Origin of the sequence: Nonomuraea sp. NPDC048826 (assembly GCF_043198225.1) — a bacterium.
GTDB lineage: Bacteria > Actinomycetota > Actinomycetes > Streptosporangiales > Streptosporangiaceae > Nonomuraea.
This window is the reverse complement of record NZ_JBICUQ010000002.1, coordinates 976360-990953: the sequence shown is the minus strand read 5'-3', so window position 1 is coordinate 990953 and position 14594 is coordinate 976360. Positions and strand designations below refer to the sequence as shown.

The 14594-nt window shown below is 72.8% G+C and carries 14 protein-coding genes; 6 read left to right on the top strand and 8 right to left on the bottom strand.

Features of this window, described 5'->3' with window-relative positions:
* Positions 1-27: 27 nt before the first annotated feature.
* From ACGFI7_RS10215 to ACGFI7_RS10185, 7 genes are all read right to left on the bottom strand, one after another.
* Positions 28-2067 carry a bifunctional aldolase/short-chain dehydrogenase gene (locus tag ACGFI7_RS10215; protein WP_393401696.1) on the bottom strand — a complete coding sequence of 680 codons (2040 nt, stop codon included), beginning with the start codon at positions 2065-2067 and terminating at the stop codon, positions 28-30.
* On the bottom strand, positions 2067-3212 hold the full coding sequence (rhaI, locus tag ACGFI7_RS10210; protein ID WP_393401694.1) for an L-rhamnose isomerase: 1146 nt from the start codon (positions 3210-3212) through the stop codon (positions 2067-2069). The genes ACGFI7_RS10215 and rhaI overlap by 1 nt, the downstream gene beginning before the upstream one ends.
* On the bottom strand, positions 3209-3538 hold the full coding sequence (locus ACGFI7_RS10205) for an L-rhamnose mutarotase (protein WP_393401691.1): 330 nt from the start codon (positions 3536-3538) through the stop codon (positions 3209-3211). The genes rhaI and ACGFI7_RS10205 overlap by 4 nt, the downstream gene beginning before the upstream one ends.
* 63 nt (positions 3539-3601) lie before the next feature.
* Positions 3602-4672 (bottom strand): rhamnose ABC transporter substrate-binding protein, encoded by a 1071-nt coding sequence (gene rhaS / locus ACGFI7_RS10200; protein ID WP_393401688.1) that lies wholly within the window; start codon positions 4670-4672, stop codon positions 3602-3604.
* A complete protein-coding gene (locus ACGFI7_RS10195; RefSeq protein WP_393401685.1) occupies positions 4669-5643 on the bottom strand; it encodes an ABC transporter permease in 975 nt (324 codons plus the stop codon). The genes rhaS and ACGFI7_RS10195 overlap by 4 nt, the downstream gene beginning before the upstream one ends.
* Positions 5636-6667 (bottom strand): ABC transporter permease, encoded by a 1032-nt coding sequence (locus tag ACGFI7_RS10190; protein ID WP_393401682.1) that lies wholly within the window; start codon positions 6665-6667, stop codon positions 5636-5638. Before ACGFI7_RS10190 ends, ACGFI7_RS10195 begins: the two co-directional genes overlap by 8 nt.
* Positions 6664-8160 (bottom strand): sugar ABC transporter ATP-binding protein, encoded by a 1497-nt coding sequence (locus tag ACGFI7_RS10185; protein ID WP_393401680.1) that lies wholly within the window; start codon positions 8158-8160, stop codon positions 6664-6666. Before ACGFI7_RS10185 ends, ACGFI7_RS10190 begins: the two co-directional genes overlap by 4 nt.
* 168 nt (positions 8161-8328) lie before the next feature.
* Between ACGFI7_RS10185 and ACGFI7_RS10180 the strand changes: the two genes are divergently transcribed.
* The 6 genes from ACGFI7_RS10180 to ACGFI7_RS10155 are packed head-to-tail and all read left to right on the top strand — an operon-like array spanning position 8329 to position 13565.
* Complete coding sequence (locus ACGFI7_RS10180) at positions 8329-9645, top strand: rhamnulokinase family protein (RefSeq protein WP_393401925.1); 1317 nt, start codon at positions 8329-8331, stop codon at positions 9643-9645.
* On the top strand, positions 9642-10691 hold the full coding sequence (locus ACGFI7_RS10175) for a LacI family DNA-binding transcriptional regulator (protein ID WP_393401678.1): 1050 nt from the start codon (positions 9642-9644) through the stop codon (positions 10689-10691). The genes ACGFI7_RS10180 and ACGFI7_RS10175 overlap by 4 nt, the downstream gene beginning before the upstream one ends.
* 34 nt (positions 10692-10725) lie before the next feature.
* Positions 10726-11355: a hypothetical protein gene (locus ACGFI7_RS10170; RefSeq protein WP_393401676.1), complete on the top strand. Its 630-nt coding sequence runs from the start codon at positions 10726-10728 to the stop codon at positions 11353-11355.
* A 36-nt stretch (positions 11356-11391) separates the two neighbouring features.
* A complete protein-coding gene (locus ACGFI7_RS10165) occupies positions 11392-11997 on the top strand; it encodes a cyclodeaminase/cyclohydrolase family protein (RefSeq protein WP_393401673.1) in 606 nt (201 codons plus the stop codon).
* Positions 11998-12031: 34 nt separating this feature from the next.
* The gene (locus ACGFI7_RS10160; protein ID WP_393401671.1) at positions 12032-12859 is read left to right on the top strand and encodes a bifunctional 5,10-methylenetetrahydrofolate dehydrogenase/5,10-methenyltetrahydrofolate cyclohydrolase; all 828 of its coding nucleotides are present in this window, start codon (positions 12032-12034) and stop codon (positions 12857-12859) included.
* Between the two features lie 28 nt (positions 12860-12887).
* On the top strand, positions 12888-13565 hold the full coding sequence (locus ACGFI7_RS10155) for a type 1 glutamine amidotransferase (RefSeq protein WP_393401668.1): 678 nt from the start codon (positions 12888-12890) through the stop codon (positions 13563-13565).
* A gap of 135 nt (positions 13566-13700) precedes the next feature.
* Here the strand turns inward: ACGFI7_RS10155 and ACGFI7_RS10150 are convergent, their stop codons facing one another.
* Positions 13701-14441 carry a sulfite exporter TauE/SafE family protein gene (locus ACGFI7_RS10150; protein ID WP_393401665.1) on the bottom strand — a complete coding sequence of 247 codons (741 nt, stop codon included), beginning with the start codon at positions 14439-14441 and terminating at the stop codon, positions 13701-13703.
* Between the last annotated feature and the right edge of the window lie 153 nt (positions 14442-14594).

Here is a 14594-nt window from a genome sequence, read left to right as displayed (position 1 = left end):
CTCCCGGGGCGGGCCGCGCGGTGCGGGTCAGCGCAGGAACGCGGCCGCCACCCCGGCGTCGACCGGGACGTGCAGGCCGGTGGTGTGCGCCAGGTCGCCGCCGGTGAGCGCGAACACGGCCGCGGCCACGTGCTCCGGCAGCACCTCCTTCTTCAGCAGCGTCCGCTGGGCGTAGAACTCGCCCAGCTTCTCCTCCTCGACCCCGTACACGGCCGCCCGGTTGGCGCCCCAGCCGGAGGCGAAGATGCCGGAGCCGCGGACCACGCCGTCGGGGTTGACGCCGTTCACCCGGATGCCGTGGCCGCCCAGTTCGGCGGCGAGCAGCCGTACCTGGTGGGCCTGGTCGGCCTTGGCGGCGCCGTAGGCGACGTTGTTCGGCCCGGCGAAGACGCTGTTCTTGGAGGAGATGTAGACGACGTCGCCGCCCAGGTTCTGGGCGATCATGACGCGGGCGGTCTCGCGGGAGACGAGGAACGAGCCGCGCGCCATCACGTCGTGCTGCAGGTCCCAGTCGTCGAGGGTGGTCTCCAGCAGCGACCGCGAGAGCGACAGCCCGGCGTTGTTGACGACGAGGTCGACGCCGCCGAAGGCGAGCACGGCCTGCCGGACCGCCTCCTGGACCTGCTCCTCCGAGGTGACGTCCACGCCGGCCGCGATCGCCACGTCCTGCTGCCGGTGGGCGGACGCGCCCAGCTCGGCGGCGACCTTCTCGGCGGCGGCCAGGTCGCGGTCGGCGACCACCACGCAGGCGCCCTCGGCGGCCAGCCGGCGGGCGGTGGCGGCGCCGATGCCGGACCCGCCGCCGGTGACCAGGGCGACCCGCCCGGCCAACGGCCTGGGCTTCGGCAGGCGGCGCAGCTTGGCCTCCTCCAGCTCCCAGTACTCGATGCGGAACTTCTCCGCCTCGTCGATCGGCCGGTAGCTGGACAGCGCCTCAGCGCCGCGCATCACGTTGATCGCGTTGACGTAGAACTCGCCCGCCACCCTGGCGGTCTGCTTGTCCTTGCCGAAGCTGAACATGCCGACGCCGGGCACCAGCACGACGGCCGGGTCGGCGCCGCGCATCGGCGGGGAGCCGGGGGTGGCGTGCCGCCGGTAGTAGGCGGCGTAGTCCTCGCGGTAGCGGGCGTGCAGCTCGCGCAGCCGGGCCACCGCCTCCTCCAGGGGCGCGTCGGGCGGCAGGTCGAGCACGAGCGGGGCGACCTTGGTGCGCAGGAAGTGGTCCGGGCAGGAGGTGCCGAGTGCGGCCAGCCTGGGGTGCTCGGCCCGTGACAGGAAGTCGAGCACCTCGGGGGTGGCGGTGTAGTGGCCGACCTGGCGGGCGTCCGTACCGGCCAGGCCGCGCACGACGGGGAACAGCTCGGCGGCCCGGCGGAGCCTGGCCTCCTCGGGCAGCGGCTCGTGCACGACCGGCCCGAACGGGTCGGGGCGGCCGTGCTCGGCGATGTACGCCTCGGCGGTGCGGATGATGTCCAGCGAGTTGCGCTCGCACTCCTCGCTGGTGTCGCCCCAGGCGGTGATGCCGTGGCCGCCGAGCACGCAGCCGACGGCCTGCGGGTTGGCGGCCTTGACGGCGGCGATGTCCAGGCCGAGCTGGAAGCCGGGGCGGCGCCACGGCACCCACACCACCCGGTCGCCGAAGATCCGCCCGGTCAGCTCGGGGCCGTCGGCGGCGGTGGCGATCGCGATGCCGGAGTCGGGGTGCAGGTGGTCCACGTGGGCGGCGTCGACCAGGGCGTGCATGGCGGTGTCGATCGACGGCGCGGCGCCTCCCTTGCCGTGCAGGCAGTGGTCGAACGCGGCGACCATCTCGTCCTCGCGCTCGACTCCCGGATAGACGTCCACGAGGGCGCGCACCCGGTCCAGGCGGAGCACGGCCAGCCCGGCGGCCGTCAGCGTGCCCAGGTCGCCGCCGGAGCCCTTGACCCACAGGAGGTCGACGTCGCGGCCGGTGACGGGGTCGTGCCCGGGGCCCTTGGCGGAGGCGTTGCCGCCGGCGTAGTTGGTGTTGCGCGGGTCGGCGCCCAACGCGTGGGATCGGTTGAGCAGGTCGTCCACGGGACTCATCAGGCGCCCCACCCAGCCTGGCTGCCGCCCACCCGATCGGCGGCGATTTTCTCGAAATATCCGGACTTGGCGTAGGCGGCCATCGGGTCGGGCGCCAGCCCCATCTCCTCCCGCAGCTCCGCCAGCAGCGGCCGCACGTCGGTGTTGTAGGCGTCCATGAGCACCGCGTTGGCGCCCAGCACGTCACCGGCCCGCTGCGCCGAGGCCAGTGCGTCCCGGTCCACGAGCAGCGCCTTGGCGGTGGCCTCCTGCACGTTCATCACCGACCGGATCTGCCCGGCGATCTTCGGCTCGATGTTGTGGCACTGGTCCAGCATGAACGCGGTCCGCTCGGTGTAGCCGCCGCCCCTGATGACCTCGTACATGATCCTGAAGAGCTGGAACGGGTCGGCGGCGCCCACCATGAGGTCGTCGTCGGCGTAGAAGCGGGAGTTGAAGTCGAAGCCGCCGAGCTTCCCCTCGCGCAGCAGGAACGCCACGATGAACTCGATGTTGGTGCCCGGCGCGTGGTGGCCGGTGTCGACCACGACCTGCGCCCTGGGGCCGAGCTTGGCGCAGTGGGCGTACGCGGTGCCCCAGTCGGGCAGGTCCGTCATGTAGAAGGCGGGCTCGAACAGCTTGTACTCCAGCAGGAACCGCTGGTCCTCGCCGAGCCGGGCGTACACCGCCGCCAGCGCCTCGGCCAGCCGGTCCTGGCGGGCCCGGATGTCGTCCTGGCCCGGGTAGTTGGTCCCGTCGGAGAACCACAGTTTGAGGGTGTCGGACCCGGTCTGGTCCATGATGTCCACGCACTCCAGCAGATGCGCCAGCGCCTTGGCCCGCACCTCGGCGTCCGGATGGGTGACGCTGCCCAGCTTGTAGTCGTCGTCCTGGAACACGTTGGAGTTGATCGCGCCGATGCCCACCCCCAGGTCGGCGGCGTGCCGGGCCAGGGCGGCGTAGTCGTCGACCTTGTCCCACGGGATGTGCAGCGCCACCGTCGGCGCCACGCCGGTGAACGCGTGCACCTGGGCGGCGTCGGCGATCTTCTCGTACGGGTCGCGCGGCACGCCGGGCTGGGCGAACACCTTGAAGCGGGTGCCGGAGTTCCCGTACGCCCACGAGGGTGTCTCGATGCGTTGCCTGCGAAGCTGTTCCTTGATCATTCACATTCCCCGATTCCATCCAGATGGAAAACTTCTTCGAGCACGATCCGGCCCTCGTCGGCCCGGCCGGACTCGAAGAACGACGCCATGTCGGTCTCCCACCGGGCGCTCACCTCGGCGGCGGCCATGGCCCGCTGCGCCGCCTCGAAGTCGTCGGTCTCCAGGTAGCCGACGAGCAGGCCGTCGTCGCTCAGGAAGAGCGAGTAGTTGCGCCAGCCCGCCGCGCGCAGCGCGTCGAGCATCTCCGGCCACACGTGCCGGTGCCGTTCGCGGTACTCGTCGAGCCGGTCCGGTCGTACCCGTAGCAGGAAGCACACCCGCTCCACGTCTTGCTCCTTCCCGCGCACGCGCGCCCCGGGCCGGTCCCGGGACGCGCGCGTGCCTGGTCGTCAGAAGTCGAAGTCGTCGATGTTGGACGCCTCGAAGGTGAACGGCGGGCCGAGGATGACCTCGCCCTTCGCGCCGATGGTCCGTTCGCCGAGCTTGCCCGCCTTGAACGTCTCGCCCTCGGCGCCGGTGATCTGGCCGGACACCAGCGCGGCCGCGGCGTAGGAGGCCAGGTAGCCGAGGTCCTTGGGGTTCCACAGGGCGAACTTCTCGACGGTGCCGTCCTTGACGAACTGCCGCATCTGGTTCGGCGTGCCGAGGCCGGTGAGCACGACCTCGCCCTTGTACTTGGAGCCGGAGATGTAGCGGGCCGCCGCCGCGACGCCGACAGTGGTGGGCGAGATGATGCCCTTCAGATCGGGGTAGGCCTGCAGCAGGCCCTGGGTCTCGGTGAACGACTTCTGGTCGTCGTCGTCGCCGTAGGCCACCTTGACCAGCTTCATGTCCTTGTACTCGGGCTTGGACAGCTCGTCCTTCATGAACTCGATCCAGGTGTTCTGGTTCGTCGCGTTGGCCGTGGCCGACAGGACCGCGATCTCGCCCTTGTGGTCGATCATCTCCGCCAGCAGCTTGACCTGGCTGCGGCCGACCTCCTCGGAGCTGGCCTGGTTGATGAACAGGTCACGGCACTCGGGAGCGGCGTCCGAGTCGTACGAGACGATCTTGATGCCCTTGTCCCTGGCCTGCTGGAGCGGGCCGCACACGGCGTTGGGGTCGTTGGCCGAGATGAGGATCGCGTCGTGGCCCTGCTGCGTGAGCGTGTTGATGTAGGAGATCTGCGAGGACGCCGACGCGTCGGACGGGCCGACCTCCTTGGCCTCGCCCTGGAACTCCTTCGCCGCCTCGGCGCCCGCCGTGGCGACGATCGTCATGTACGGGTTGTTGATCTGCTTGGGCAGGAAGGCCAGCTTGAGGCCCTGCTTGATCGGCGCGTTCGGGTCGGCGGAGGCCGCCGCCGAGGAGGCGGGCGGCTGCGCGGGCGCGGAGGTCACACTCGACTTGGTGGTGCCGCCGCAGGCCGCGACGCCGAGGGCGAGCACCGCGGTGAGTGCGGCGAGGCGCATCGGTCTCATGATGGTCCTTTCAGTGCCGACGTGCCGGTTCTGACCGGTCTGAGCAGGGAGATGAGTCGGGGGGTGAGCACCGAGACGATGAGCAGGAGGCCGGTGACGATCGATTGGATCTCGGTCGAGACGTCGTTGAGCATGAGCAGGTTGCGCAGCAGGCCGATGAGCAGCACGCCGGCGACGACCCCGCCGAGCGTGCCCTTGCCGCCGTCGAAGTCGACGCCGCCCAGCAGCACTGCGGCGATCACGGCCAGTTCGACGCCGAGCCCGTTGTCGGCCCTGGCCGAGCCGTAGCGCAGGGTGAAGACGACCCCGGCGAAGGCGGCCACGGTGCCGGAGATCACGAACAGGATCAGCTTGATCCGCTTGACCCTGATCCCGGCGAAGAACGCGGCCTGCTCCTGCGCGCCGATCGCGAACAGCGCCCGGCCGAAGCCGGTGGCGTGCAGCACCACCGCGACCACCACGGCCAGCAGCGCGAACAGCGCGACCGGGTACGGGACGAACGTGCCGGGCACGTCGTCCACGGCCAGCGACACGTACGAGGGCGGGAACTGGGCCACCGCCTTGTCGCCGAGCACCACGTAGGCCAGCCCCCGGTAGAGGGCGAGGGTGCCGATCGTGACGGCCAGCGACGGCAGCCCGAGCCGGGTCACGAGCAGCCCGTTGACCAGCCCGCAGAGCGCGCCGACGAGCACCACCAGCGGGATGATCGTCTCGATGGCGAGGCCGGCGTCCCACAGCGCGCCGACCAGCGCGCTCGACAGGCCCAGCACGGACGCGACCGACAGATCGACCTCGGCGGCCACCACGAGCATGGTCATGGCCAGGGCGATGAGCGCGATCTCGCCCAGGTCGCCGAGCGCGAACGACAGGTTGTCCACGGTGGCGAACGAGGGCGAGCCGAGCGCGCCGCCCGCGAACACCGCGACCAGCAGCAACCCGATGATCACGTCCCAGCGGAGCGCTCTAGCCATGGCGGCTCCTCCTTCTGAGCAGCCGGGCGACCCGCAGGGCCAGCACCCGGTCGACGCTGATGGCCAGCAGGAGCAGCGCGCCGGTGATGGCCTGCTGCCAGAACGGGTTGACCCGGAGCACGACCAGGGCGCTGCCGATCACGGTGAGCAGCAGCGCGCCGAGCGCGGCCCCGTACACGCTGCCCACCCCGCCGGTGATCGCCACGCCGCCGACCACGACCGCGCTGATCACCAGCAGTTCCCAGCCGTTGGCCGAGTCGGCGATGACGGTGCCGAACCGGGCCAGCCAGAGCACGCCGGCGAGCCCGGCCAGGCAGCCGCTGACCAGGTAGGCGGCCAGGACGCGGCGGCGGACCGGGACCCCGGCCAGCCGGGCGGCCTCGGGGCTGGACCCGATCGCGTAGAACTCCCGGCCGCTCGGGTAGGAACGCAGGTAGTAGCCGATCGCCAGCATGATCACCACGGTGATGAGCGGCAGGTACGGCACGCCCAGCACGGCTCCGTTGCCCAGCGACAGCAGCGCGGGCGGCAGGTCGGCGGCGTTGATCTGACGGCCGGCCGCGACGTAGTGGCCCAATCCCTGGAAGACGTAGAGCGTGCCCAGCGTCACGACCAGGGCGGGCACCCGGCCGACGCTGACCAGCAGCCCGTTGAGCAGGCCGCAGGCGGCGCCGATGGCCACCCCGAGCACGGCGCCGGGCACGATGCCCCAGCCGCTCGCCAGCAGGTCGCCGACCACGAACGCGACCAGGCCGACCACCGAGCCGACGGACAGGTCGAGGTTGCGGGTGATGACCACCATCGACTGGCCGACGGCCAGCAGCGCGAGGATCGCGGTGTTGAGCAGGATGTCCTCGATGCCCTGCCCGGACAGGAAGTTCGGGTTGGCCGCGGCGGTGCCGCCGACGAGCGCGGCCAGCGCGAGGACCAGGCTCAGCTCGCGGGCCCGGAACACCAGGTCCACCAGGTTGCGGGCGCTGCGGTCGCGGACCGACGGCTCGGGCTGGGTGGCGGTGGCGGTCATGCCGCCCTCCCGGTGGCGGCGGACATGACGCGTTCCTCGGTGGCCTCGGCCCGCGGGATCTCGGCGGTGAGCCGGCCCTCGTGCATGACGAGCACCCGGTCGGCCATGCCGAGCACCTCCGGCAGGTCGGAGGAGATCATCAGCACCGCGATGCCCTGCCCGGCCAGCTCCGACAGCAGCCGGTGCACCTCGGCCTTGGTGGCGACGTCGATGCCGCGGGTGGGCTCGTCCACGATGAGCACCGACGGGCCGGTGGCCAGCCACTTGGCGAGCACGACCTTCTGCTGGTTGCCGCCGGACAGCACGCCGACGCCGTCACCGAGCCCGGCGGCCTTGAGCCGCAGGCGCACCGCCCAGTCCCTGGCCCGGTCGCGTTCGGCGGCGCGGGAGATGGTCAGGCCGCGGCGCAGCGAGCGCAGCCCGGTCAGGCCGATGTTGCGCTCGATGGACAGCTCCATGACCAGGCCCTGCTGCCGCCGGTCCTCCGGCACCAGGGCGAGCCCGGCGGCCATGGCGGCGGTCGGGCTGGCGGCGGGCAGCGGGCGGCCGTCCACGTGCACGGCCCCGGCGTCCCACCGGTCGATGCCGAAGATCGCCCTGGCCACCTCGCTGCGCCCGGCCCCGACCAGGCCGGCCAGCGCGACGATCTCGCCGCGCCGCACCTCGAACGAGACGTCGGTGAACACGCCTTCCCTGGTCAGCCGCTCGACCCGGAGCGCGACCTCGCCGGTCTCGGTCTCCTGCTTGGGGTAGAGCGCGCCGAGCTCGCGCCCGACCATGCGGCGGATCAGGTCGTCGTGGGTGAGCCCGGCGACCGGCTCGCTGGCGATCCAGGCGCCGTCCCGCAGGGTGGTGACGCGCTGGCAGAGCGAGAAGATCTCGTCGAGCCGGTGGGAGATGAACAGGACGGCGCACCCGTCCGCGCGCAGCGCCTCCACCACCGAGAAGAGCCTGGCCACCTCGTTGCCCGACAGCGCGGCCGTCGGCTCGTCCATGACCAGCACGCGGGCGTCCCTGGAGATGGCCTTGGCGATCTCGACGAGCTGCTGGTCGGCGATGGACAGGCCGCGGGCGGGCTGCTCGGGGTCGAGGGTGACGCCGAGCCGGGCGAACAGCTCGGCGGACCCGGCCCGCCGGGCGCGCCGGTCGATGCGGCCCAGGGTGGTGCGGGGCTGGCGGCCCATGAAGATGTTCTCGGCCACGGACAGATCGGGGAAGAGCGTGGGCTCCTGGTAGATGACGGCCACCCCGGCCTGCTGGGCGTCGGCGGGGCTGTGGAAGACGACGGGCTCGCCGTTGAGCAGCACCTGGCCGCTGTCCGGCCGGTGCACCCCGGCGAGCGTCTTGACGAGAGTGGACTTGCCGGCGCCGTTCTCCCCCGCGAGCGCGTGCGCCTCCCCGGCGTGCAGCTCGAGCGACACCTCGCGCAGGGCCCGCACGGCGCCGAACGACTTGCTGACGTTCGCGAGCGCGAGGGTGGGGGGACCACTCATGCGTCCTCCGGACGACAAACGTTTTAACGGGATGTTTCCGGAATCTAGGTGCTGTACCGGTGAGCGTCAATGCCTGAGCCCGATGTCTGGCGGAGAAAGGATTGCTACGTTTTAATCAAGCTCGTGCGATTCACAGCTGTTGATCTCGGGGCTTCCAGCGGGCGGGTGATGAGCGCCGGCGTGTCCGGCGGGCGGATCGAGCTCGCGGAGGTGCACCGCTTCCCCAACCGGCCCGTACGCGTCGCCGGCACCCTGCACTGGGACATCCTCTCCCTCTACCAGGGCGTGCTGGACGGGCTGCGCGCGGCCGGCCCGGCCGAGTCCGTCGGCGTCGACTCGTGGGCGGTGGACTACGGGCTGCTCGACGCCGACGGCAGGCTGATCGGCAACCCGGTGCACTACCGCGACGCGCGCACCGCCCGCTTCACCGAGCGGGTGGACCCGTACGAGGTGACCGGGATGCAGTTCCTGCCGTTCAACACCGTGAACCAGCTGCTGTGCGAGCCGCTCGACCGGGCCGCGACCATGCTGATGATCCCGGACCTGCTCGGCTACTGGCTGACCGGGACCATCGGGGCCGAGCGGACCAACGCCTCCACCACCGCGCTGTACGACGTGCGCGGGCGGGAGTGGGCCTGGGAGCTGATCGACAAGCTGGGCCTGCCCCGGCGGATCTTCCCGGAATTTGTGGAAAGCGCTTCCCCGCTGCTGGACGACGTCGCCGCCGAGGTCGGCTACACCACCGACGTGGTCAAGGTCGCCTCGCACGACACCGCCTCCGCCGTGGTGGCCGTGCCCGCCGAGACCGACCGCTTCGCGTACATCTCCTGCGGCACCTGGTCACTGGTCGGCGTCGAGCTGCCCGCGCCGGTGCTCACCGAGGAGAGCCGCCTGGCCAACTTCACCAACGAGGCCGGCGTCGACGGCACCACCCGCTACCTGCGCAACGTCATGGGCCTGTGGATCCTCCAGGAGTGCCTGCGCGCCTGGGGCGGCCCGCCGCTGGAGCCGCTGCTCGCCGAGGCGGAGACCGTGCGCGCCGACACCGTCATCGACCCGGACGACCCCTCGTTCCTGCCCCCTGGCGACATGCCGGCCAGGATCGCCGCCTACTGCGCCCGCACCGGGCAGGCTGCGCCGGAAGGTCGCGCGCAGGTCGTACGATGCATCCTGCAGAGCCTCGCCCTCGCCTACCGGCGGGCGATCGCCGACGCCGTCCGGCTCAGCGGGCGGCCGGTCGAGGTCGTCCACCTGGTGGGCGGCGGGTCGCTCAACACGCTGCTGTGCCGGCTCACCGCGGGCGCGACCGGCCTGCCGGTCGTGGCCGGGCCCGTCGAGGCGGCCGCGCTCGGCAACGCGCTGGTGCAGGCTCGCGCGCGCGGCCTGGTCGGCGGCCTGGCCGAGATGCGCGAGCTGGTCCGGCGCAGCGCGGGCGTGCGCACCTACCAGCCAGAGCACTCCTACGAGCCACGGGAACGCGGATGAGCACCGACGGATGGGACGAGGCGCCGGCCCCCGGGGGCATCCGGCCGAGCCCGTCGATCAAGGACGTCGCGGCTCTGGCCGGGGTGTCACCCGGCACCGTGTCCAACGTGCTCAACCGGCCGGAGAAGGTGGCCGGGGCCACCCGCGACCGGGTGGAGAGCGCGATCAGGGAGCTGGGCTTCGTCCGGCACGGCTCGGCGTCCACGCTCCGCGCCGGGCACAGCCGCACCATCGGCCTGTCCGTGATCGACATCGGCAACCCGTTCTTCACCGACGTGGCCGCGGGCGTCGAGGACCTGGCCAGCGAGCGCGGCTACGCCGTCATCCTGGGCAACTCCTCCGGCAGCCGCATCAAGGAGGAGCGCAACCTGCTCGTCTTCGCCGAGCAGCGGGTGCGCGGGGTGCTCATCACCCCCTCCGACCAGGATCCGGTCCGGCTCGACCGGCTGCGCGAGCGCGGCATCAGCGTGGTGCTGGTCGACCATCCGGCCGAGCGGCCCGACCAGTGCGCGGTCGCGGTCAACGACGTGACGGGCGGGGCGATGGCCGTCGAGCACCTGCTGGCGGGCGGGGCCGACCGGATCGCGTACGTCACCGGCCCGGCCGCCATGCGCCAGTGCCAGGACCGGCGGCGCGGCGCCGAGCGGGCGCTGACCGCCGCCGGTCGCGACCCGCGCGACCTGCGGGAGGTCGCCATGCCGGCGATGACCGCCGCCGCCGGGCAGCAGGCCGCGGAGAAGCTGCTCGCCCAGGACGTGCTGCCCGACGCGCTGTTCTGCGCCAACGACCTGCTCGCGCTGGGCGTGCTGCGCGGGTTGCTGCAGGCGGGGGTGCGGGTGCCTGAGGACGTCTCGCTCATCGGGTACGACGACATCGACTTCGCCTCGGCCTCGACCGTCTCGCTCAGCTCGGTCAGGCAGCCGACCTACCAGCTCGGGCGGGCGGCCACCGAGCTGCTGCTGGACGAGTGCGACAACCCCGACACGCACGCCCACCAGCAGATCATGTTCCAGCCCGATCTCGTCGTGCGGGAGTCCACGAGGTAGCTTGGAGCACTAAACCGAACAACGGGGAAGATCTATGACAAACGGCGTTCGTCATGTGCTCGGGCTCGTCGCCGGACTGTTCCTGCCACCGTTGATCCTGGCCGTGCTGCTGTATGCGTCGGCCGAGTTCACGCTCTCCGCGCAGCGGTTCTACGCCGTCTCCTGGCTGGCGCTCGGGATGATGCTGGTCGCCGCGGTCGGGCTGGCGTTCCTGGTCGCGTCGCGGTTGTCGCCGCTGGCCTCGTTGCTGGGCGGGCTGCAGTACACCGTGCTCGGGCTGCTGCCGGTGCTGGAGCTGTCCGGCCTGCGCATTTTGCCGCGCTCGTGGCTGCCACAGCCCTGGGCCACCGGGTACATGAACCTGGGGTATCTGGGGTTCCTGCTGCTGCTCGGGGTGCTGTTGCTGGCCGCCTCGGCCTTCCCTTCGCGCTGGCGGGGCCGTCCCACGTCGAGCGCGTCTCCCGCTCCGTACTATGCGGGCCCGCACGCCCACCCGGGCCCGCAGCCCTCGTCCGGCCCGCAGCCGCACGCCGAGCCGCAGGCCCGCGACCCGTACGCCGGGGATCAGGCCCGCGGCCCCTACGCCGGGGATCAGGCCCGCGGCCCCTACGCCGGGGAGCCGTGGCGCGGCGACGACGCCACCCGCCCGATGCACCGCGACTGAGCCGCCCCGCGGGCCCGGCCTGGCAGAATGCCAGGCATGCGCGAGACGACCATCGCCGGTTTCCTGTCCGCACTCGCCGACAAGGCGCCCGCGCCGGGCGGGGGCGCCACCGCGGCCCTGCACGCCGCCCAGGCGGCGGCGCTGCTGGGGATGGCGGCCCGCTACTCCACCGGAGAGCGCTACGCCGAGCACGCGACGACCGTCGCGGCCGTGATCGCCGAGACCGACGAGCTGCGGGCGCGGGCGCTCGACTTGGCGGAGGCCGACGCGGCGGCGTTCACCGCCGTCACCGACGCCTACCGGCTGCCCAAGGGCGAGGAGCGCACCGTCTCGATCGCCCGCGCGCTGGCCGGCGCGGCCGAGCCGCCCGCCCGGGTGGCCGAGACCGCCTACCGGCTGGTCGACCTCTGCGAGACGCTGCTGCCGATCGGCAACCGCAACCTGCTGACCGACGTCGCGGCCGCCGCCGAGGCGGCCCGGGCCGCGCTGACCACGGCCCGGGTGAACGTCGAGGTCAACCTGGGCGGCATCACCGACGAGAAGACCCGGTACGCGCTGCTGTCGCGGCTGGCCGACGTGGACGCCGCCGCGTCCCGGGCCGAACGGGTGACCGCCGAGGTGCGCGCCGGGCTGAAAGCCTGATCCTGGAGTGACGACGACGGACGAGAGGACAGGCGTGAGGAAGCTGACCGGCAAGGAGCTGGCACAGGCGATCAGGGCGCAGACGGCCGCCGAGGTGGCGGCCGGGCCGCAGCCGCGGCTGGCCGTGGTGGTGGCGACCGGCGACGAGGCGAGTCTGTGGTACGTGCGCTCGATCGCCAAGGTGGCGGCCGGGGTGGGCATCGCGGCCGACATCGTCGACCTGGGCGCCGACGCGCGGCCCGAGCAGATCCGCGAGAGCCTCGTCCGGCTCAGCGGCGACAGCGGCGTACACGGCCTGATGCTCCAGACGCCGCTGCCCCCGGGCGCGTCCGCGCAGGAGCTGGCCGGGGCCATCGACCCGCGCAAGGACGTCGACGGCGCCAACCCGCTCTCGCTGGGCAGGCTGGCCGCCGGGCTGCCCGCGTTCGCCCCGGCCACCGCCGCCGCCGTGATGGCCCTGCTCGACCATCACGGCGTCGAGCTGGAGGGCAGGCGGGCGGTGGTGGTGGGCCGGTCCACCGTCGTCGGCAAGCCCCTGGCCCACCTGCTGCTCGACCGGCACGCCACGGTCACGGTGTGCCATTCGCGCACCCGCGACCTGGCGTCCGTCACCTCCACGGCCGAGGTGCTGATCGCCGCGGTGGGCCGGGCGGGGCTGATCGGCGCCGGGCACGTGGCGCCGGGCGCGGTCGTCATCGACGTCGGCACCAACCCGACCGACGACGGCGGGCTGACCGGCGACGTGGACTTCGAGGCGGTCTCGGCCACGGCGGGCGCGCTCACCCCGGTGCCGGGCGGCGTCGGCCCCGTCACCACCGCCCTGCTGCTGCGCCACACCGCCAGAGCGGCCAACCTCCCTTGATACCTGCCGGACGGATGAAAGAGATTCGATGCGCGACGTCCTGGTGATCCAGAACAGCCGGAGCGGCGGGCCGGGCAGACTGGGCGACTGGCTGGAGGAGGCGGGGCTGCGGCTGGACGTGGTGCACGCCTACGCCGGCGATCCGGTGCCGCACCGGTTGACGCACGACGCGATGGTCATGCTGGGCGGCGGCTACCTCCCCGGCGACGACCATCGGGCGCCGTGGCTGGCGCCGGCCCGCAAGCTGATGGCCGACGCGCTGTCCCGGGAGGTGCCGCTGTTCGGCGTCTGCCTGGGCGGGCAGATGCTCGCCGAGGTGGCGGGCGGTGAGGTGACCGCCGACACCGGCGCTCCCGAGAACGGCAGCCTGCCCGTCACGATCCGGCCGGAGGCGGCCGGCGACCCGCTCTTCCACGGCCTGCCCCCGGTGGTCCCGGCCGTCGAGCACCACGTCGACGCGGTCACCGCGCTGCCGCCGGGCGCGGTGTGGCTGGCGCAGACCGAGCGCTGCCCCTACCAGGCGTTCCGGGTGGGCGGCCGGGCGTGGGGTGTCCAGTTCCACCCGGAGGTGCTGCCGGACCGGATCCGGGAGTGGCGGGCCGACGGGTTCGACCCGGACGAGGTGTACGCGCGAGCGGTCGCGGACGAGCCGGTCTCGACGCCCGTCTGGCGGCAGGTGACCCTCCGCTTCGCGGCCCTCGTGTGACCGCCTGACGCCGGATGCCCCTTGACCCCTGACGTCGGGTGCCCCGACGTCGGGTGCCCTTGACGCCGGGTGCCCTTGACGCCGGGTGCCCTTGGTGCCGGATGCCCTTGATGCCGGATGCCCGCCGCGAGGCCGTCAGGTGGTGTACGCGTCGTAGCCGAGTTTGATCGCGACGGCGAGGCCGCAGGCGGCGGCGAGGTAGCGCAGGCTCTGGCCGGGAAGACGGCGGGCGATCTTGGGGCCGACCCAGCCGCCCAGCAGGAAACCCGCGGCCAGCGGGATCGCCGCACCCCAGTCGACCGGCCCGAACAGCGCGAACCCTGCGGCGGCCACCGCGTTGGCCAGGCCGGACAGCACGTTCTTCAGGGCGTTCAGCTTGGCCGGGGTGCCCTCCAGCATCGACGACAGCACCGCCAGCATGAGAATGCCGCCCGCCGCCCCGAAGTAGCCGACGTAGATCGCGACGGCGAACAGCGCGCAGCGCATGAGCAACCCGTGCTCGCTGTGCCGTTCGCCGCGGGGCGGGCGGATCAGCAGCAGCGAGGCCAGGCCGATCAGCCACGGCGCGATCTGCTCGAAGGTCTCGGACGGGGTCACGAGCAGCAGGAAGGCGCCCGTGGCGCCGCCGAGCATGGTCAGCCAGCCCAGCCTGAGCACCCGCGGCCGCTGCCCGGTCAGCTCGGGCCGCGAGCCGAAGGCCGCGCCGACCCCGGTGAACAGCAGCGCGACCGTGTTGGTGACGTTCGCGGCGAGCGGTGACAGCCCGAACGCGAGCAGCGCCGGGTAGGACACGATCGACGCGAGGCTCACCACCGTGCTCACGACGCCGGCGAACGCGCCGACCGCGAGCAGGCCGAGCGCCTCTGCGAGGATCACCCGGACATGCTAGGCGCCGTCCGCGACACCACCGTGGGCGGGGGTCAGGCGTCGCGGAGGGCGGCGTCGCCGTGGGCGGGGTCAGGCGTCGCGGAGGGCGGCGTCGCCGTGGGCAGGGTCAGGCGTCGCTGATCGCCGCGTGGCCGTGGGCGG